Source organism: Pseudomonas sp. P1_F1_2 (genome assembly GCF_056405815.1).
Map to the genome: position 1 here is coordinate 16,936 of NZ_JBFUBK010000062.1, position 18,576 is coordinate 35,511.

Consider the following 18,576-nt stretch of genomic DNA (forward strand, 5'->3'; position numbering starts at 1 on the left):
TTCGAGGCATGCGCTCACCGTTTTCGTGCCGTCAGACGGCCCGAATCACGTGTTTTATTTCCTGGAAAGCCTGCAAGCCCCACGGCCCCAATTCGCGGCCGATGCTGCTCTGCTTGTAGCCACCCCAGGCGGTCTGCGGGAAGATCACCTGTGGCGCGTTGATCCACACCAGCCCCGCCTGCAAGGCGTTAGCGACGCGGTCAGCCGTTTCGGCATTGCGCGTGACGACGCTGGCGACCAGGCCAAACTGACTGTCGTTGGCCAAGGCAATCGCCTCGGCTTCAGTGGCAAAACTGCGAACGCAGATCACCGGGCCGAAAATCTCTTCACACCACAACGCACTGTCCAGGGGCACTTCGGTGAAAATCGTCGGCTGTAAAAAATATCCGCGCGGCAGGTCTGCCGGACGATTACCGCCGCACATCAGCTTGGCGCCCGCACTCAAGCCTCGGTCGATGTGACCGAGCACACGCTGGTATTGCGCGTGGTTGACCAGCGCACCCATTTCCACCGCCGGGTCGAACGGGTCAGCCACGCGAATGGCTTCGGCGCGAGCCTTCAGGCGCAACAGGAATTCATCGGCGACTTCATCGGCAACCAGCACGCGGCTGGTGGCGGAGCACATTTGCCCGGCGTTGAAGAAACCACCGCCGCACGCCACTTCCACCGCCAGTTCGATGTCAGCATCGGCCAGTACCAGCAGCGACGATTTACCGCCCAGCTCCAGGCTCACGCCTTTCACGGTTTCCGCCGCCCGTTGCATGACCTGCACGCCCACCGCGTTGCTGCCGGTGAAGGAGATTTTGGCGATGCGCGGATCCGCCGACAGCGGCGCACCGACCGCCAGGCCCGTGCCGCAGACCAGGTTGAAAACGCCGGCAGGCAAGCCGGCCTTGGCGATGATGGCCGCCAGCTCCAACTCTGGCAGCGGCGTCACCTCGGACGGTTTGAGCACCACGCAGCAACCGGCAGCCAGTGCCGGGGCGAGTTTCCAGGCGGTGGTGACCATCGGGAAATTCCACGGCACGATCAAACCGACCACACCGGCAGGCTCACGGCGCAGACGTGCGCTGAAATCTTCAGTCGGCAGCTCAACAGCGCTGTCTTGTTTCGCGTCCAGCCCTTCGGCCAGACCGGCGTAATACTCGAAGGTAGCGATCACGTCGTCGACGTCGATGGCCGCTTCAAACTGTGGCTTGCCGTTGTTGCTCGACTGCAAGTGCATCAAGCGCTCACGAGCGGCCTGCACGCCGGCCGCGATGTTGCGCAGAATCGCGCCACGTTCGGCACCGCTGGTTTTCGACCACTCGGCGAAAGCGTTGGTCGCCGCGCTCACGGCCTGATCGACAGCCTGGGCATCACCGCCATTGACGGTGGTCAGCAACGCTTCGGTTGCCGGGTTGATCACGCGCAGATGTTCGTTGCCGGCCGACCATTGGCCATTGATGAACACGCCATCCAAGGTTGTTGGAAAACTCATTTCGACACCGCCTTCATCCACTGGGTCTGATCGATTTCAATCAGGGTCGGGCCCTGACGGTCGGCAGCGGCACGCAATGCAACACGCAGTTGCTCGACACCGTTGACAGCGTCGGCGGCACAGCCCAGCGCCTTGGCCACACCGATGAAGTCAGGGGTGTAGATGTCCACGCCGACCGGCTCGATGGCGCGGTTGACCATGTATTTCTTGATCTCTTCGTAGCCCTGGTTATTCCACAGCAGCACGATCACCGGAGTGCGCGCTTCAACGGCGCTGGCCAGTTCCGGCAGGGTGAATTGCAGGCCACCGTCACCGATCAGACACACCACCGGAGGACGCGAGTCGCCGACAACGCTGCCGCCAAGCCAGGCGCCGATAGCGGCCGGCAAGGCGTAACCGAGGGTGCCGTAACCGGTGGACGAGTTGAACCAGCGACGCGGGCGCTCGGGGTTGAACGTCAGGTTGCCGGTGTAGACAGGCTGGGTCGAATCGCCGACGAACACGGCCTCCGGCAACTCGTGCAGAACGGTTTCGAGGAAGCGGGTCTGAGCCAGTGTCGGAGCGTCCCAGGTGCCGGCCAGTTCTTCACGCAAGCGGGCAGCACGCACCTGACCCCAATCGTTGCGGCGCGCCGCCAGCGATGTGTGCGACAGGGCAGTGAGCAAGGCTTGGGCGGCGTTACGTGAGTCGGACACCAGCGCCACGTGCGGCGGGTAGTTGCGCACGGTCTGGTCCGGGTCGATGTCCACGCGCAGCAATTGGCCAGGAATTTCGAAACCACCGGCGAAGGTCACGTCGTAGTCGGTCTCGGCCAGCTCGGTGCCGATGGCCAACACTACGTCGGCCTCGGCCACCAGGGCGCGGGTGGCAACCAGGCTTTGGGTCGAACCGATCAGCAACGGGTGGCTGGATTCCAGCATGCCCTTGGCATTGATGGTCAGGGCGACTGGTGCGTCCAGCAGTTCGGCCAGTTCGGTCAACTCAGCGGCGGCATCGATGGCACCGCCACCGGCGAGGATCAGCGGACGCTTGGCGCCGGCCAGCAACTCGCTCATGCGCGAAACGGCGGTCGGCGATGCACCGGCGCGGTCGATGTTCACCGGTACGCTGCTGAGCAGGTCGTCGGCTTCTTCAACCAGCACGTCCAATGGAATTTCGATGTGCACCGGACGCGGACGACCGGCCTGGAACAGGGCAAAGGCACGCGCCAGTACGCCGGGCAATTCAGACGCCGACATCAAGGTGTGGGAGAACGCCGCCACGCCGGCGACCAATGCGCCCTGGTTCGGCAGCTCATGCAGCTTGCCGCGACCGCCCCCCAATTGGCTGCGCGATTGCACGCTGGAGATCACCAGCATCGGGATCGAGTCGGCATAGGCCTGACCCATCGCAGTGGTGATGTTGGTCATGCCAGGGCCGGTGATGATGAAGCACACACCCGGTTTGCCGCTGGTGCGCGCATAACCGTCGGCCATGAAGCCGGCGCCTTGTTCGTGACGCGGAGTGACGTGGTTGATGCTCGAACGGGCCAGCCCGCGGTACAGCTCCACGGTGTGAACCCCGGGAATGCCGAACACCTGCTCGACCCCGTAATCTTCGAGTAACTTGACCAATACTTCGCCGCACGTCGCCATGTAATTTGCCCTTCTTGTTCGATTGAGACGCCGGGCCTGCGCGTTGTTTATGATGCGTGGGCAGGTCCAGGGATGGCCTCATTGGAACGGGCGACACATAGCCGCAACAATGGATAAAAAATCATACTAGCCATGTCCTCACGTCATACCTTGGATCCCAATGAAACGACTGCCTCCTCTGCCGGCGCTGCACACTTTCCTGATCACCGCGCAGTGCTGCAATTTCACCCGCGCAGCCGAACAGCTGCACATCACCCAAGGCGCAGTGAGCCGACAGATCGCCGGGCTGGAAGATCATCTGGGGTATGAGTTGTTCATTCGCCAGGCACGAGGTCTGGATTTGACGGCCGAGGGACGCGAGTGGCTGCCACGGGTCCAGCAGATTTTCGGCCTGATCGACGAGGCGGTGGAGCAGATCGGCGAGAAGCGCGAGACCTTGCAACTCAAGGCCCCGACGTGCGTCATGCGTTGGCTGTTGCCGCGCCTGTTGCAGTGGCAACGGGAGCGCCCGGATGTGCCGGTGGAATTGACTACCACGATCAAGCACGGTGTGGATTTTCATCGCGAGCAGTTCGACGCGGCGGTGATGTACGGCGCGCCGCCAGACAGCGTATTGGTGTCCCAGCGCCTGTTTGAAGAACAGCTGACGCCGGTCTGCTCCAAACCGCTGCTCGAAGGCCCGGTGCCGTTGCAGACGCCCGAAGATCTTGAGAAACACATGCTGCTGCACCCGACTCGGGATGAACGGGACTGGAAGGCCTGGCTGGCCACCGCCAATGTTCGCTTGAGCAATGTCAGCAAGGGTCAGCACTTTGAAACGCTGGACCTGGCGATGTCGATGGCGTCTCAGGGAACGGGGGTAGCGATTGGGGACTGGTCGTTGATTGGCGATGACTTGAGCGCCGGGCGGCTGGTCATGCCGTTTGAACTGAAGGTGAAGACGGGGCTGGCGTATTACCTGGTGTTCCCGGAAAAACCCGGACCGTCGCCGAAGTTGCGCGAGCTGATGGGGTGGTTGGTGGAGCAAGCGCAGGCGCGATGAGCGAAATCCTGTAGCAGCTGGCGAAGCCTGCGTCCGGCTGCGTAGCAGTCGTAAAACCATAGTTCACGGTGTGTCAGAAAAACCGTGGATGCAGGGTTTACGACTGCTACGCAGCCGGACGCAGGCTTCGCCAGCTGCTACAAGGTTTGCGGTGATCAGGTGATCAGTACCCGACCGTGAAACGCTGGCGAGTGTGCTTTGGCGCTTCCACTTCATCCATCATCGCCATCGCATAATCGGCAAACGTGATCCAGCTGCGCCCTTCGCTGCTCACCAGCAAGTCATCCTGGCCAACCCGGAATTTTCCGCTGCGCTCGCCTTCGACAAACTCCGCCGATGGCGACAGGAACGTCCAGTCCAGATCCTTTTCTTGACGCAGGCACCCCAGGAACTCGGCACCGGCGCTGGCCTCTGCCTTGTACGCCTCAGGGAAACCTTCGCTGTCGATCACCCGAGTGCCATTGGGCAACAACAACGAACCGGCACCGCCCACCACCAGCAGGCGTTTCACACCGGCCTTTTTCACTGGGCCGATGACGGCACTGGCGGGCAAGGTCGCGAAGTGCGCGGCGCTGATCACCACATCATGCCCCGCGACCGCCGCTTGCAACGCCTCGGCGTCGAGTGCATCCACGGCTTTGTTCACCACACCGGCACGCGGGCCGAGCTTCGACGTGTCGCGAGCGATGGCCGTAACGCTGTGACCGCGACGTAGGGCCTCTTCCAACAGTTGGCTACCGGCACGACCGGTGGCTCCGATGATTGCGATGTTGCTCATGACGTTCTCCAGTTGGCTCAAGTGAATTAGTGCATGCGGAATGATCGTTCCCACGCTCTGCGTGGGAATGCCTCAACGGACGCTCCGCGTTCAGCTTTGAATGGGACGCGGAGCGTGGGAATACTCATTCACCCCACTTCATCTCGCCCTTCGCGACTTTGGCGCTCAACTCCAGCGAGCTTTCCTCGCCCAGTGTCGGGTAGCGTTTCTTCATCGCGGCGATCAGTGCAGCGGAGTCTTTTGCCTTGGCGGTTTCATCATCGAAGGCCTTGATGTAGTCGGCGGTGAACTGCACGGCCGCCAACGAGCGGGCACTGTCACCGAGGTAATGACCCGGCACGATGGTTTTCGGTTTCAGGGTTTCGATGGAATGCAGCGTAGTCAGCCAATCGGCGTGTGACTGCGGTGTTTGCGTGTCAGCCATCCAGACGTGGATGTTTTCTGCCACGACCACGCCTCCGACGACGGCCTTGATCGACGGAATCCAGACGAAGGTGCGATCCGGTTGCTTGCCCGCCAGCCCCACCACCTGCAACTTCTGCCCTTCGAGCATCAGGCTGTCGCCCTTGAGTACACCCGGCACGATGGTTTTAGAGGGGACGTCGGCGCCCATTTTCGGGCCCCAGAACGCGAGTTTGCCGTCGACGGTGTGCTTGATGTGATCCACGGTCGGTTGCGAGGCGAGCACTTTGGCGTTCGGGAACGCAGCGGTCAGGGTGTCGAGGCCGAAGTAGTAATCCGGGTCGCCGTGGCTGATGTAGATGGTGGTCAGTTGCTTGCCGCTGGCGCGGATTTTCTCGACGACCTGTTCAGCCTGGGATTTGCCGAACTGCGCATCCACCAGAATCGCGTCCTTTTCGCCACTGACCAGCACCGACGTCACCGGGAAAATCGCCTTGTCGCCGGGGTTGTAAACGTCCAGGGTCAGCGTCGATGCCGCGGCTGCATGGGCCGCGAAGCCGAGCGTGGCGGTGGCCAGCAAAATACGTTTAAGCGAGGTGAAGCCGATCATCTGTTGCTCCGTTGTTGATGGCCAAGGTTGGCCGATGGCTCTGTAGGAGCTGACGAGTGAAACGAGGCTGCGATCTTGTAAAGGCAAGATCAAAAGATCGCAGCCTCGTTTCACTCGTCAGCTCCTACAGGGGGACAGAGCTTAGTTGCCTGACTCAGTACAAAAAATGCGATGCTTGAACATAGTTTGTTTCTAAAAGTGGGCAAATCATGGATCGTCTACAAGCAATGCGCGTGTTCGTCAGCGTGGTCGACCTCGGCAGCCAGTCGGCGGCGGCCGATCAACTGGACCTGTCACGCCCGGTGGTTTCGCGTTATCTGGCGGAACTGGAAGATTGGGTCGGCGCCCGGTTGATGCACCGCACGACACGCAAGTTGAGCCTGACGGCTGCCGGCACCGAGATGCTGCCCCGCTGCCGGCAGATGCTCGACTTGTCCACCGACATGCAAGCCGCCATCCGCGAGCCCGACGATGCGCCGCGCGGGCTGTTGCGAATCAGCGTCAGCACCTCGTTTGGTCAGGCCCAACTGGCGGATGCCATGGCCGCCTACGTCAAACGTTACCCCGGCGTCAGCATCGATATGCAGATGCTCGACCGCACCGTGAACCTGGTGGATGAACGCATTGATCTGGCGATACGCACCAGCAACGACCTGGACCCGAATCTGATTGCCCGCCGGCTGACGGTCTGCCGCTCAGTGATTTGCGCGTCCCCGGCCTATCTGCGTGAACATCCGAGGCCACAGCGGGTGGAAGATTTGAGTCAGCACAACTGCCTGACCCATTCCTACTTCGGCAAAAGCCTTTGGCATTTCGAGGAGGACGGTGAGCCGGTCTCGGTGCCGGTGCAGGGCAACATCAGCGCCAACGAAGCCAGCACGTTGCTGCGCGCGACAATGGCCGGCGCGGGGGTGGCAATGCTCCCCAGTTATCAGGCCGGCGTGCATATCCACAGCGGTGAGCTGATTCGTCTGCTACCCCATGCCGAGCCCCGGCAGATGAACATCTACGCGGTGTACGCCTCACGCAAACACATGCCGGCGGCGCTGCGCAGCCTGCTGGATTTTCTTGTTTTAAGGTTCCCCGAGGAACCGGAGTGGGATGTCGGCCTATAAAAAACCTGCGAGCTTGCTCGCGATAGCGGTAGTTCAGTCGACATCGTTGTTGAATGATCAATCGCTATCGCGAGCAAACTCGCTCCCACAGGGGATCATCAAGGCTCTGAATACCGTGTCAGAGCCGATATCGCTTCAGTGGCAACTCCACCGCGCTGACCTATGCTCAAAGTAATACCCAAGCGGTATTCGTTCAGAGGTCAAACGCCATGAACACCAAAACAAGAAGATACCTCGCCATTTTCATTACCTGCGCGGCGACGCTGGCGCTGTATGGCACAGCCGCCTGGCGGGTCGAGCAGTTGCGCCAACTGCCCCGCGAATTTGCGAGCTGCAACTTCGAGCGCTGCATCCCCCACAACGCGACCCTCAACGCCCTGCGCTAACGAAGAGGATCAGGCCTCGTTGTCCTGATCGGCCTTCAAGCGGTCGCGAAACGCCTTGGGAGAAATCCCCACTCGACGCCGGAACAGGCGCGTGAAGTTGGTCGGATCGGAAAATCCCAACATGTCGGACATTTCATAAATGGTCATGCTGGTGTAGGTCAGCAAACGCTTGGCCTCCAGCAATTGCCGTTCGTGCATGATCTGCAACGCCGGTTGTCCCGCCAGTTCACGGCACGTGCCGTTGAGGTGGGACACGGAAATCCCCAGCCGATGCGCCAGGTCTTCGACCTTGACGTGCTGGCGGTAAGTCTCTTCCACCAGTTGAATAAAACCGTTGAGGTATTCCCGGGCACGCTGCGGACGCTGGCTGGCAGTGCGGCGCGTGATTACCTGCCGGCTGACCCACACCATGATCACGCTGACCAACGAATGCATGAGCATTTCACGCGCCGGTTGGTGACCGGTGTATTCGTCCTGCAGCGCTGAAAAAAGGCTGTTGAGGTAATCGCCGTCCTTGCCCGCCGGGTAGCTTTCGGCCTGGGCCAGCGCATTTACCGAGTTGCCCAGTTGCGCCTGCAGATGGGTCACCAACGGCGCGGCCAGGGTCAATACAAACCCTTCGACGTCCTCGGAAAACCGATAACCGTGCACCGACAATGGCGGCAGGATCAGGATGGCAGGCTCAGTCAGTTGCGTGCGTTTACCTTCGATTTCAAGCTCTGCCTGACCTTTGAAGACGAAGAGTAACTGGCACAAATCGGCGTGGCGGTGGGGTTTGATTTCCCATTGGTGTTCGCGGCTGCGTTTGGAAATGGTTTCGCAGTGCAGCAAGTCCGGGGTCGGCCAGTCCAGGCTTTCACCGTAGAGCTTGAACACTGGAATCGAAGGCAGGTCAGGCTTGTTCATCACTTCAATCCAGGCTTCAGGTGACGGGCGATAATCGCACCGATTGGCAGAATGTACAGATATCGGCTCAGTTTTCACCTTCAATTGACAGACTCGCAAGGGAAAAATGCAAGCACTCGATCCATAAAAATAATTCACCGGCTCTGGTCGCGTGGAGCTTGCGAGTCCTGATAACAATGAAAACGCTGAAAACCCAAATCGCCATCATTGGCGCCGGTCCGTCCGGTTTGCTGCTCGGCCAGTTGCTGCACAACGCCGGTATCGACACCCTCATCCTTGAACGCCAGAGCCCGGATTATGTGCTCGGTCGAATCCGTGCCGGCGTCCTTGAACAAGGCATGGTAGAGCTGTTGCGTCAGGCCGGTGTCGGGCAGCGAATGGACGCCGAAGGACTGGTGCACACCGGTTTCGAACTGGCGCTCGACGGCCGCCAAGTACACATCGACCTGCACGCCCTGACCGGGGGCAAAACCGTGATGGTGTATGGCCAGACCGAAGTCACCCGCGACCTGATGGCCGCTCGTCGGGAGGCCGGTGCGCAGACGATTTACGAGGCCGGCAATGTCGTCCCGCACGGCATGAAAAGCGACGAACCTTTCGTGACCTTCGAGAAGGATGGCCAGACGTATCGCCTCAATTGCGACTACATCGCCGGGTGCGACGGCTTCCATGGCGTGGCTCGCCAATCGATCCCCGACGACTGCCTCAAGGTATTCGAGCGGGTCTATCCGTTCGGCTGGCTCGGCATTCTCGCCGACACGCCACCGGTGCACGAAGAGTTGGTGTATGCCCGTCACGAACGTGGTTTTGCGCTGTGCAGCATGCGTTCGTCTACCCGTACCCGTTATTACCTCCAGGTGCCGGTCGAGGATCAGGTGCAGGACTGGTCGGACCAGCGCTTCTGGGATGAGCTCAAATCGCGGCTGCCGACCGCCCTCGCCGACGCGCTGGTGACCGGCCCGTCCATCGAAAAAAGCATCGCGCCGCTGCGCAGCTTTGTGGTCGAGCCAATGCAATACGGGCGGATGTTCCTGGTCGGCGACGCGGCGCACATTGTCCCGCCCACCGGCGCGAAGGGCCTGAACCTGGCGGCCAGTGACGTCAGCACGCTGTTCAATATTCTGTTGAAGGTTTACCAGGAAGGACGCGTGGATTTGCTGGGGAAATACTCCGAGATCTGCCTGCGCCGGGTGTGGAAAGCCGAACGGTTTTCCTGGTGGATGACGTCGATGCTGCACCGCTTCGACGAGCATGACGCCTTCAGTCAGCGCATCAGCGAGTCGGAGCTGGACTACTTTGTCAGCTCTGAAGCGGGTAGAAAAACCATTGCAGAAAATTACGTCGGGCTTCCATACGAGGCTATCGAATAGCTTGTTATCGCAGGGTGTGTTATCCATTTTTCCCGCGTCGCGCCGGGAAAAATGGATAACACACCCTGTACACTGGCGAGCATTCCCGCTCGCCCTGCCCCTTGCGGGTCCATCACTGCCCGCAGGTTTTACCGTGACCAATCTCAACCAGCCTGACACGCCCAAGCCAGCCATTCGCAGCGTGCTGATCGCCTTGATGCTGGCGATTTTTCTCGGCGCGCTGGACCAGACCATCGTCGCCGTCTCGATGCCGGCGATTTCCGCGCAGTTCAAGGACGTCAGCTTGCTGGCCTGGGTGATTTCCGGGTACATGGTGGCGATGACAGTGGCGGTGCCGATCTACGGCAAGCTCGGCGATTTGTATGGTCGGCGCAAGCTGATGCTGTTCGGCATGGGGCTGTTCACCCTCGCTTCGTTGTTTTGCGGCATGGCCCAAAGCATGGAGCAACTGGTGCTGGCGCGGATCATTCAAGGCATCGGCGCGGGCGGGATGATTTCGGTCAGCCAGGCGATCATCGGCGACATCGTGCCGCCTCGGGAACGTGGTCGTTATCAAGGCTATTTCAGCAGCATGTACGCGGTGGCGAGCGTAGCCGGCCCGGTGCTTGGCGGTTACATGACCGAGTACTTGTCCTGGCGCTGGGTGTTTTTGATCAATCTGCCGCTGGGCCTCGGTGCCTGGCTGGTGGCCAATCGCACACTCGTCGGGCTGCCGGTGCCACAGCGCAAACCCATCATTGATTACCTCGGCACGCTGCTGATGATCATCGGTTTGACGGCGTTGCTGCTGGGTATCACTCAGGTGGGTCAGGGTCATTCGTGGCGCAGCGCCGAAGTGCTGGCCTTGTTCGGGTCTGCGGTGTTGGTACTGGCGCTGTTCGTCTGGCATGAGCGTGGAGCGCGTGAGCCCTTGCTGCCGATGCACTTGTTCGCCAACCGCAATGCCATTTTTTGCTGGTGCACGATTTTCTTCACCAGCTTCCAGGCGATCTCGTTGATCGTGCTGATGCCGCTGCGCTTCCAGAGCGTCACCGGCGCCGGGGCCGACAGCGCCGCGCTGCACTTGTTGCCACTGGCCATGGGTTTGCCGATTGGTGCGTACTTTGCCGGACGCCGGACCTCCGTCACCGGGCGCTACAAACCGATGATCCTGACGGGCGCTGCACTCATGCCGATGGCGATCCTGGGTATGGCGTTCAGCCCGCCCCAGGCCCTTTGGCTCAGTAGCCTGTTCATGTTGCTGTGCGGGATCGCCAGTGGCATGCAATTCCCGACGTCATTGGTCGGCACGCAGAATTCGGTGGAGCAGCGTGATATCGGCGTTGCCACCAGCACCACCAATCTCTTCCGCTCACTGGGCGGCGCGGTGGGAGTGGCGTTGATGTCGGCACTGTTGCTGGCGCTGTTGCAGGATTCCAGTTTTGCCCACATTGCCGGTTCATCGCTGATTGCCGAGGGCAGCTCGGGCAATGTCTTGCTCGACGGCCTGAACGCCGCGCCGGGGGATGCGCAAAACGCCTTGCGCGCCGAACTGCTGCTGACCTTCAGGCATTTGCTGATGGTCAGTGCGGCGGTGTCGCTGTTGGGGCTGGCGGCGGCGGTGGCCATGCCGAATATGTTGTTGCGGGGGCGAGAGGATAAGGTTCGGTAGTAGACCGAGTCGCGTCCATCGCGGGCAAGCCCGCTCCCACAATAGACCGAGTTGTTCCAGAGAACGCGGTCAACTGTGGGAGCGGGCTTGCCCGCGATAGCGGTTTATCAGTCACTGAGATTCAAGGGCTGTAATACCCGACCGCCACCAGGAAGTGCCCGACCTTTTTAAGGTAGGCATGCTTGTCCTCAACCTTGCCGGTCACCGGGTTTTTCCAGCGGTATGCGTATTCGCCATAATCCTGTTTGGCCATCAACGCCAGGATCGGCTCGCCCACCGGTTTGCCGTCCGGGTCCTTGATCTTGCTGAAGTCGGTATTGATCAGCCGCAGATTGGTGCCGTGAGCCACATAACGCTGGGTGTCCAGGTCGACGACGAATACATACAGGTCATCCTGCAAGTAACCGCCCTTGAGGGAGTTGATGGCGGTCAGCGTACCCTTCTCGTCCTTGGCCAGATCGGTCGCGGCTTTGTTCAGCAGCGCCATGGCCTGTTCCGCTGACGCCCGTGGCAGGTAGTAACCGACCGCGAGGATTCGCGCCCCTACGCGCTGATAGAACACATGCTTGAGCTCGACCTTGCCGTCGGCCCAGTTCTGCCAGCGGTATTCAGCCTCCTGGATGCCATTGCCCTCCGGTACTTTCAAGGCGTCCTTGAAGGCTTTCTGCAAGTCTGGCCCGAGCGTCTCGGTCACGTTCCGTCCGATCAACGCCGCAGACGGCCCACCACTGGCGAGCATTACGCCTTTGGTATCGACCACAAACACGTAGCGCTCTTTGTCGACAAACTCGCCCTGACGGCTGAACGCCGCGAGGGCCTTGTCGCCATTGTCGTGGTAATAGGCCAGGGCTTTCTCCAGCAAGGCCCTGGCAGCCTGGCTGTCTTCTTTTTCGGTGCCGGCAGCGAAAGCCTGGCCCAAGCACAGAAGCAGCATTGCGCCCATCAAGGTCAATTTGTGCAAAACCCCCATTGTGCATCCCTCGTTCTTGTCGATGTTTCAAGAGCGTAGACGGCAATGGGAGATACCCCCAGACTCGTAGCAGCTGTCGAGCCCCAGCGAGGCTGCGACCGGCTGCGAAGCAGTCGCAAAATCTACCGACTCGGTGCTTCAGGTAGACCGAGTTGATCGGATTGACGACTGCTTCGCAGCCGGTCGCAGCCTCGCTGGGGCTCGACAGCTGCTACAAGGCTGCTTGAGGTTTATTGCCGGGCGCGAAGCTGCTGCTGCAGGTTCTGGATTTGGGCCTGAAGGGTGTTGATGTTGCGGGTGACCTGGCCGCGGAACGCGTCGAACTCAGCGGTATTGGTGGAACCTTGCGCAACGGCCGGGCGGTTGTCCTGCAGGCTTTTGAGCACAACCATGTCTTGTTCCAGACGATCAATGGCGGCACTTGGGTTGCCTTGTTTTTTCAGCGCGGCGACGTCGGCGCCAAGGCTTTTCAGTTCGGCCTCGACTTTGCTGGTGTCCGCCGGGGCACTTTTCAGTGCGGTCAATTCGCTGCTCAGCGATTTGAGCTGCGCCTGCAATTGCGTATTGGCCGCCTGTTGTTCGGTGTGCTGGGTGGTGAGTTGCGCCAGACGCTTATCCAGATCGCTGGTTTGCGCGGTCATCTGCGCCAGGCGCTTGTCCAGATCCGAGGCCTGACCGACTACGCCTTGTTGCTGCTTGCCTTGATCCAGCAGCTTGTTTTCCAGGTCTTTGATTTGCAGTTTCAGCGCTTCGCTGTCGCTGGTGACGTTGGTCTGGCTGGCAACGACCTTGCCGGAAATGTCCTGCAAGCGCCCCGCCGCTTCCTCACTGATACGCGCGAAACTTTCCTGGGTGGCCACCAGTTGTTGTTCCATCAGCGAGATCTGCTGAAAGCTCCACCAGGCAAGGCCGGCAAAGGCAAAAAACAAGGCGCCGACCAATGCCCACAGCGCGCCGGTGCTGGCGCTCTTGACCTTGACCACCGGTGCCGGCCGCGAATGCACGCTGGTGCGAGCGGTAGGCGCAAAATCATCATCGTCGAGGCTGTCGGCGCGCAGGCTCGGTACATCATCAAAATCGTCGTTGGCATCGTTACGCATGGACATTGAGTCAACCTTTGTGAAACGCGGTGATGGCTTTATGCGGCGAGTATAAACCCCACTGCCGCACCGATTGACTCCCTACTCCCAACTCGGTTCAGTGCGGGCAGACGACTAGCGCGACGTCAACGCAGGTCTTGAGYCTTCCACCAACTGCAGAATTCATCGAGGGCGGCCCAGACACTGACTTTCGGATCGTAGTCCAGATAATGCCGGGCGCGGCTGATGTCCAGGGTGAAATTTTTGTTCATGACCTGCATGCCCAGCCGCGACAACGTCGGCTCGGGACGCCCCGGCCACAGTTTGCACACACCTTCGTTGAGTGCCGCGACGGTGTAACCCAAACCGTAGGAACGGTAGCGCGTGACTTGTGGGACTTCCATGTTGCGCATGACGTAATTGACCACATCCCACAACGGAATCGGCGTTCCGTTACTGATGTTGTAGGCCTTGCCCAAGGCCGAGCCGCTGGCCAGCAAACTGCTGAGCAACGCTTCGTTGAGGTTGTGCACGCTGGTGAAGTCGACCTTGTTGAGGCCGTTGCCGATGATCGCCAAGCGGCCTTTGCGCTGCATTTTCAGCAGTCGCGGGAAGATGCTCATGTCACCTGCGCCGGTGACGAAACGCGGACGCAGGGCCAGGGTTTCGAGGCCAAACTCCTGGGCCCCGAAGACCTTTTGCTCGGCCAGGAACTTGGTCGCGGCGTAGGGATGTCTGAAACGCTTGGGCACCTGTTCTTCGGTCAACCCCAAGTGGTCGCGACCGTCGAAGTAGATCGACGGCGACGACAAGTGCACCAGGCGTCGAACGCGCTGTTTCAGGCAGGCTTCAACCACGTTTTCAGTGACCTGGACGTTGCCTTGATGAAAGTCCTGATAACGTCCCCACAGCCCCACCGCCCCCGCGCAATGGACCACGGCCTCGACATCTGAACACAGGTCGCGCGCCAGTTCCGGGTCGCTCAAATCGCCCTGAATAAACTCGGCGCCACGGCGCACCAGATGTTCGACGCTTTCGGCCCGGCGACCGTTGACCCGCACGTCCAGGCCCTGCTCCAACGCGAAACGCGCAAAGCGTCCGCCGATGAAGCCGCTTGCGCCGGTGACCAGAATTTTCATGTAGTGCTCCGATGTCTTTCGTTTTGCCTGATTCGTGAGTCTTGACGCTGCCCGTCAGTCCAACGGCACCAGCCATTGCTTCGACGAACGCACCAATTGGTCCGTCAGCAACCCCAGAAGCTGACCGCCATTACGCCAATGATGCCAGTACAGCGGCACATCGATGGGCTTATCTGGCAAAAGCTCGACCAATACACCGCGCTCCAGTTGCTCGCGCACCTGTAATTCAGGCACCAGCCCCCAGCCGAGTCCGGCCTCGGTCAAACGAATGAAGCCTTCTGACGAGGGGCATAAATGGTGTTCGAAACCGCCATCAACCCCCACCGAAGCAAGGTAACGATGTTGCAGGAAATCGTCCGGGCCAAAGACCAGCGCCGGGGTTTTCGCCAGTTGATCGGCACGAACGCCTTGCGGGAAATGCCGGGCGATGAACGCCGGGCTGGCCAATGCCCGATAACGCATGGCCCCCAACAGAACGCTGCGAGCCCCGGCCACCGGGCGCTCACTGGCGCAGACACACGCCGCCACGTCACCGGCACGCATGCGTTTGAGGCCGACGGTCTGGTCCTCGACCACCAGATCCAGCAGCAGGTGTTGTTCGGCGCAAAAATCGCCCACCGCTTGCGCCCACCACGTGGCAAGGCTGTCGGCATTCAACGCAATTCGCAGACGTTCCGGCAGGCCTTCTTCGTCCAGCGCCGGCACCTGGGATTGCAAGTCACGCTCCAGCAGACGCACTTGTTGCACATGGTTGAGCAAGCGCCGACCGATTTCAGTCGGGGCCGGCGGCGTAACCCGCACCAGCACCGGTTGGCCGACCCGCGCTTCCAGCAACTTGATGCGCTGGGAGATCGCCGATTGCGACAAGCCAAGCACCTGCGCGGCCCGTTCGAACCCGGCCTGCTCGATAACGGCAGCCAGGGCAGAGAGTAATTTATAGTCGAACATCAGTTTTCCTAATGAGCGATCAGCATGATTGGTTTTTCTTATACAGGTTAGCAGCCCAGAATGCCCGACAAGCACTTTTGAACAAGGAATACCGACATGGCTGGTGAAACTTCATTGGCAACCTTGCTGCGCAGCATGAGCCCGCAACTCAACGCCGGCGAATACGTGTTTTGCACCCTGCGCGACGGCACGTTGCCGACTGGCCTTGAGATCGTCGGCAGCTTTCGCGAGCAGGAAGGTCTGACCGTGATTCTGGAGCGCTCCCACGCCGAACAGGCCGGTTTCAGCTTCGACTATGTCGCGGCCTGGATCACCTTGAATGTGCACTCGGCGCTGGAAGCAGTTGGCCTGACTGCCGCGTTCGCCACCGCTTTAGGCAAGGCCGGCATCAGCTGCAACGTGATCGCCGGTTACTACCACGACCACCTGTTCGTCGGTCAGGCCGATGCTGAACGTGCCCTGCAAGTACTGCGCGATCTCGCGGCCAACGGGGAGTAATGACGTATGTGGCAAAGTTATGTAAACGGCCTGCTGGTCGCCGCTGGACTGATCATGGCGATCGGCACTCAGAATGCGTTTGTGCTCGCGCAAAGTCTTCGACGCGAACATCACCTGCCGGTGGCAGCGCTGTGCGTGGTCTGCGATGCATTGTTGGTGGCGGCCGGAGTCTTCGGCCTCGCGACGGTCCTGGCGCAAAATCCGACACTGCTGGCGGTCGCCCGCTGGGGTGGCGCGGTGTTTCTGATTTGGTACGGCAGCCAGGCACTGCGCCGGGCCTGCTCAAAACAAAGCCTGCAACAGAGTGAAAACCAGACCGTTCGTTCACTGCGTGCCGTCATGCTCAGTGCGTTGGCCGTCACCCTGCTCAACCCGCACGTTTATCTGGATACGGTGTTGCTGATCGGCTCTCTCGGGGCGCAACAAACCGAGCCCGGTGCTTATGTGGTGGGCGCGGCGAGTGCGTCGTTGCTGTGGTTTTTCACCCTGGCGCTGGGCGCTGCGTGGCTGGCGCCGTGGCTGGCCCGGCCAAGTACATGGCGGATACTCGACCTGCTGGTCGCGGTGATGATGTTTGCRGTGGCGTTTCAATTAATTGTTGCAGGCTGATTATTCCAAAAGGCTCTGGAACCTCTATTCCACACAGTTGTTGCGTGGTTATGCCGCACCCCCGGTGCTATGATCCGATTCCCTGCGCCGCAAAGAGTACAAACTCCCCGGCGCTTGTCTGGCCGCCCGTGATCGGCCTTGCGCTCACCGCAACTGACCTGACTAGGAGAATCATCATGGCTTTCGAATTGCCGCCGCTGCCTTACGCACACGATGCCCTGCAGCCGCACATTTCCAAGGAAACTCTGGAATACCACCACGACAAGCACCACAACACCTACGTCGTGAACCTGAACAACCTGGTGCCAGGCACTGAGTTCGAAGGCAAGACCCTGGAAGAAATCGTTAAATCTTCGTCGGGCGGTATCTTCAACAACGCCGCTCAGGTCTGGAACCACACCTTCTACTGGAACTGCCTGGCGCCAAACGCCGGCGGTCAACCTACCGGCGCGCTGGCTGAAGCCATCAACGCGGCTTTCGGTTCGTTCGACAAGTTCAAGGAAGAGTTCAGCAAGACGTCCATCGGCACCTTCGGTTCCGGTTGGGGCTGGCTGGTGAAAAAGGCTGACGGTTCCCTGGCCCTGGCCAGCACCATCGGCGCCGGCAACCCGCTGACCAACGGCGACACCCCGCTGCTGACCTGCGACGTCTGGGAACACGCCTACTACATCGACTACCGCAACGTTCGTCCGAAATACGTCGAAGCGTTCTGGAACCTGGTMAACTGGAAATTCGTGGCTGAGCAGTTCGAAGGCAAAACCTTCACCGCTTAATCTCGACGCCAGTCAAAAAAACCCGGCTTTTGCCGGGTTTTTTTTCGCCAGGAGAATGTCAGGCCGCTTGAGGGTCAACGTTATCCAAGGCCCGGTTCACCGCCAACTCGGCCAGCATGATGATCTGCTGGATCGCCAGCACGGTGTTTCTCTGCGGGCCGATCAGGTTCGCGGCGAAATCACTGGTCATGACGCTGGCGGAGGCCAGTGACTCGCAGGCCTGGGCCAGGAGGCTTTCGGTGCCCATGTTGGGGGCGACCAGAAACATCGTGCTGGGGCGCGGGGTTTTTCGGTGTATTGGGACGGGGGATCGAGGTAGTAGTCGAGGGCGCGTTTTATGGCTTCGCGGTCTCGCAGGAGTGCTTCGGATTGGGTGTCTTCGGCGGTTGGGGTGGTGGTGTTGAAGGGTGGATCGGGAATTAATTTGTCCATTGAGCATTTCTCCGGCGTTTGAGCCTCCACTTGTCGCTTCTCACACGACGAAGAGGTGGCAGCTATGTGCGAGGTGAGAAGACCGGTTATGGACACCCGGCCGGACCGAAGTCCGCCCGCACACAGCCGCCATAACGCATTTGCCGGCAGCGAATAAGCTGGCGGCGATTATGCGTGTACAGACACTGGATGACCATAAGTTGCCGGGCTCTCACACCCGGTCGCTGAATTTTCAGCGACAGCCAGAGGTTAGAAGGCCCCCTTCCTACCCGGCAACCTGAAAAATGCGTGGGAAATCACTGCGTTTCTTACACATCTTTCATCACACAAAAATGGAACGCGGAGCGTCCCCGGCGGCATTCCCACGCGGAGCGTGGGAACGATCAATTGATGCACACCTGTTAGAGATTGGTTGGCTGCCAGACCGCCATCGCGGGCAAGCCCGGCTCCTACAGAGACTAGGTACACCTGCTAGAAATTGGATGGCTGTCAGGCCGCCTTCGCGGGCAAGCCCGCTCCCACAAAAAGCAAAACAACCCACATCTGCTCTTGCCCCTCACCACTCATCAGGCCGAGCGTTAGCTCGCCTACCGCTTTTGATCTTGATCCACCCGCCCCTTCGGGAGGCTGAGTGGAGGTGTTCATCCGGGGAGTGGCGCGCAGCGCCGTTCGACGCAGTCGAACACGCTGCATGTAGKTCGAAGCGAAGCCGACCGGAGGGCAGTGTCCCCGGATGAATACCGGAGCGAAGGAA

General features: G+C 60.3%; 18 protein-coding genes and 1 pseudogene. 8 read left to right on the top strand and 11 right to left on the bottom strand.

Features of this window, described 5'->3' with window-relative positions; translation table 11 throughout:
- Window positions 1-31 precede the first annotated feature (31 nt).
- Together AC1D2P_RS18770 and AC1D2P_RS18775 are read right to left on the bottom strand one after the other, a co-directional pair.
- Window positions 32-1,480 (bottom strand): aldehyde dehydrogenase family protein, encoded by a 1,449-nt coding sequence (locus tag AC1D2P_RS18770; RefSeq protein WP_077431364.1) that lies wholly within the window; start codon window positions 1,478-1,480, stop codon window positions 32-34.
- A complete protein-coding gene (locus AC1D2P_RS18775; protein WP_109785047.1) occupies window positions 1,477-3,114 on the bottom strand; it encodes a 5-guanidino-2-oxopentanoate decarboxylase in 1,638 nt (545 codons plus the stop codon). The genes AC1D2P_RS18770 and AC1D2P_RS18775 overlap by 4 nt, the downstream gene beginning before the upstream one ends.
- A 160-nt stretch (window positions 3,115-3,274) precedes the next feature.
- On the opposite strand from AC1D2P_RS18775, the gene AC1D2P_RS18780 reads away from it, so the two are divergent.
- Window positions 3,275-4,156 (top strand): LysR substrate-binding domain-containing protein, encoded by an 882-nt coding sequence (locus AC1D2P_RS18780; RefSeq protein ID WP_077431362.1) that lies wholly within the window; start codon window positions 3,275-3,277, stop codon window positions 4,154-4,156.
- 163 nt (window positions 4,157-4,319) lie between these two features.
- Here AC1D2P_RS18780 and AC1D2P_RS18785 read toward each other — a convergent pair whose 3' ends face one another.
- Window positions 4,320-4,934 (bottom strand): NAD(P)-dependent oxidoreductase, encoded by a 615-nt coding sequence (locus AC1D2P_RS18785; protein WP_477758506.1) that lies wholly within the window; start codon window positions 4,932-4,934, stop codon window positions 4,320-4,322.
- Window positions 4,935-5,058: 124 nt separating this feature from the next.
- The gene (locus AC1D2P_RS18790) at window positions 5,059-5,946 is read right to left on the bottom strand and encodes an MBL fold metallo-hydrolase (RefSeq protein WP_109785045.1); all 888 of its coding nucleotides are present in this window, start codon (window positions 5,944-5,946) and stop codon (window positions 5,059-5,061) included.
- A gap of 209 nt (window positions 5,947-6,155) precedes the next feature.
- On the opposite strand from AC1D2P_RS18790, the gene AC1D2P_RS18795 reads away from it, so the two are divergent.
- Window positions 6,156-7,061 (top strand): LysR family transcriptional regulator, encoded by a 906-nt coding sequence (locus AC1D2P_RS18795; RefSeq protein ID WP_223525696.1) that lies wholly within the window; start codon window positions 6,156-6,158, stop codon window positions 7,059-7,061.
- 209 nt (window positions 7,062-7,270) lie between these two features.
- On the top strand, window positions 7,271-7,447 hold the full coding sequence (locus tag AC1D2P_RS18800) for a hypothetical protein (RefSeq protein WP_175648977.1): 177 nt from the start codon (window positions 7,271-7,273) through the stop codon (window positions 7,445-7,447).
- Between the two features lie 9 nt (window positions 7,448-7,456).
- Here AC1D2P_RS18800 and AC1D2P_RS18805 read toward each other — a convergent pair whose 3' ends face one another.
- On the bottom strand, window positions 7,457-8,353 hold the full coding sequence (locus AC1D2P_RS18805; RefSeq protein WP_258667008.1) for a helix-turn-helix domain-containing protein: 897 nt from the start codon (window positions 8,351-8,353) through the stop codon (window positions 7,457-7,459).
- Window positions 8,354-8,529: 176 nt separating this feature from the next.
- On the opposite strand from AC1D2P_RS18805, the gene pobA reads away from it, so the two are divergent.
- Both pobA and AC1D2P_RS18815 read left to right on the top strand, forming a co-directional pair.
- Complete coding sequence (pobA, locus tag AC1D2P_RS18810; RefSeq protein ID WP_477758507.1) at window positions 8,530-9,723, top strand: 4-hydroxybenzoate 3-monooxygenase; 1,194 nt, start codon at window positions 8,530-8,532, stop codon at window positions 9,721-9,723.
- A 133-nt stretch (window positions 9,724-9,856) separates the two neighbouring features.
- A complete protein-coding gene (locus AC1D2P_RS18815; RefSeq protein ID WP_477758508.1) occupies window positions 9,857-11,374 on the top strand; it encodes an MDR family MFS transporter in 1,518 nt (505 codons plus the stop codon).
- Between the two features lie 121 nt (window positions 11,375-11,495).
- On the opposite strand, the gene AC1D2P_RS18820 is transcribed toward AC1D2P_RS18815, so the two are convergent.
- From AC1D2P_RS18820 to AC1D2P_RS18835, 4 genes are all read right to left on the bottom strand, one after another.
- Window positions 11,496-12,344, bottom strand: a complete 849-nt coding sequence (locus tag AC1D2P_RS18820; protein WP_046033239.1) for a cache domain-containing protein — start codon at window positions 12,342-12,344, stop codon at window positions 11,496-11,498.
- 230 nt (window positions 12,345-12,574) lie between these two features.
- The gene (locus AC1D2P_RS18825; protein WP_109785040.1) at window positions 12,575-13,450 is read right to left on the bottom strand and encodes an ATPase; all 876 of its coding nucleotides are present in this window, start codon (window positions 13,448-13,450) and stop codon (window positions 12,575-12,577) included.
- A gap of 119 nt (window positions 13,451-13,569) precedes the next feature.
- Entirely contained in the window at window positions 13,570-14,562 is a 993-nt protein-coding gene (locus AC1D2P_RS18830; protein WP_477811540.1) for an NAD-dependent epimerase/dehydratase family protein, read from the bottom strand.
- 54 nt (window positions 14,563-14,616) lie between these two features.
- Window positions 14,617-15,510, bottom strand: coding sequence for a LysR family transcriptional regulator ArgP (locus AC1D2P_RS18835; RefSeq protein WP_077431356.1), 894 nt, complete (start codon window positions 15,508-15,510; stop codon window positions 14,617-14,619).
- A gap of 96 nt (window positions 15,511-15,606) precedes the next feature.
- Between AC1D2P_RS18835 and AC1D2P_RS18840 the strand changes: the two genes are divergently transcribed.
- The 3 genes from AC1D2P_RS18840 to AC1D2P_RS18850 all read left to right on the top strand — a co-directional run bounded on the left by AC1D2P_RS18840 (window position 15,607) and on the right by AC1D2P_RS18850 (window position 17,390).
- Entirely contained in the window at window positions 15,607-16,008 is a 402-nt protein-coding gene (locus AC1D2P_RS18840) for an ACT domain-containing protein (protein WP_046033235.1), read from the top strand.
- Between the two features lie 6 nt (window positions 16,009-16,014).
- Window positions 16,015-16,617, top strand: coding sequence for a LysE/ArgO family amino acid transporter (locus tag AC1D2P_RS18845; RefSeq protein WP_046033234.1), 603 nt, complete (start codon window positions 16,015-16,017; stop codon window positions 16,615-16,617).
- 176 nt (window positions 16,618-16,793) lie between these two features.
- Window positions 16,794-17,390 carry a superoxide dismutase gene (locus AC1D2P_RS18850; protein WP_065949384.1) on the top strand — a complete coding sequence of 199 codons (597 nt, stop codon included), beginning with the start codon at window positions 16,794-16,796 and terminating at the stop codon, window positions 17,388-17,390.
- A 58-nt stretch (window positions 17,391-17,448) separates the two neighbouring features.
- Here AC1D2P_RS18850 and AC1D2P_RS18855 read toward each other — a convergent pair.
- Window positions 17,449-17,822: pseudogene (locus AC1D2P_RS18855) on the bottom strand (DUF6124 family protein).
- A gap of 489 nt (window positions 17,823-18,311) precedes the next feature.
- The coding region (locus tag AC1D2P_RS18860) for a hypothetical protein (RefSeq protein WP_477811541.1) at window positions 18,312-18,576 on the bottom strand (265 nt) is incomplete at its 5' end.

Coding starts and splice junctions, on each gene's coding strand:
- AC1D2P_RS18775 (WP_109785047.1), bottom strand. CDS start 3,114: ATGGCGACGTGCGGCGAAGTATTGGTCAAGTTACTCGAAGATTACGGG.
- AC1D2P_RS18840 (WP_046033235.1), top strand. CDS start 15,607: ATGGCTGGTGAAACTTCATTGGCAACCTTGCTGCGCAGCATGAGCCCG.
- AC1D2P_RS18805 (WP_258667008.1), bottom strand. CDS start 8,353: ATGAACAAGCCTGACCTGCCTTCGATTCCAGTGTTCAAGCTCTACGGT.
- AC1D2P_RS18820 (WP_046033239.1), bottom strand. CDS start 12,344: ATGGGGGTTTTGCACAAATTGACCTTGATGGGCGCAATGCTGCTTCTG.
- AC1D2P_RS18770 (WP_077431364.1), bottom strand. CDS start 1,480: ATGAGTTTTCCAACAACCTTGGATGGCGTGTTCATCAATGGCCAATGG.
- AC1D2P_RS18800 (WP_175648977.1), top strand. CDS start 7,271: ATGAACACCAAAACAAGAAGATACCTCGCCATTTTCATTACCTGCGCG.
- AC1D2P_RS18780 (WP_077431362.1), top strand. CDS start 3,275: ATGAAACGACTGCCTCCTCTGCCGGCGCTGCACACTTTCCTGATCACC.
- AC1D2P_RS18835 (WP_077431356.1), bottom strand. CDS start 15,510: ATGTTCGACTATAAATTACTCTCTGCCCTGGCTGCCGTTATCGAGCAG.
- AC1D2P_RS18785 (WP_477758506.1), bottom strand. CDS start 4,934: ATGAGCAACATCGCAATCATCGGAGCCACCGGTCGTGCCGGTAGCCAA.
- AC1D2P_RS18795 (WP_223525696.1), top strand. CDS start 6,156: ATGGATCGTCTACAAGCAATGCGCGTGTTCGTCAGCGTGGTCGACCTC.
- AC1D2P_RS18825 (WP_109785040.1), bottom strand. CDS start 13,450: ATGTCCATGCGTAACGATGCCAACGACGATTTTGATGATGTACCGAGC.
- AC1D2P_RS18790 (WP_109785045.1), bottom strand. CDS start 5,946: ATGATCGGCTTCACCTCGCTTAAACGTATTTTGCTGGCCACCGCCACG.
- pobA (WP_477758507.1), top strand. CDS start 8,530: ATGAAAACGCTGAAAACCCAAATCGCCATCATTGGCGCCGGTCCGTCC.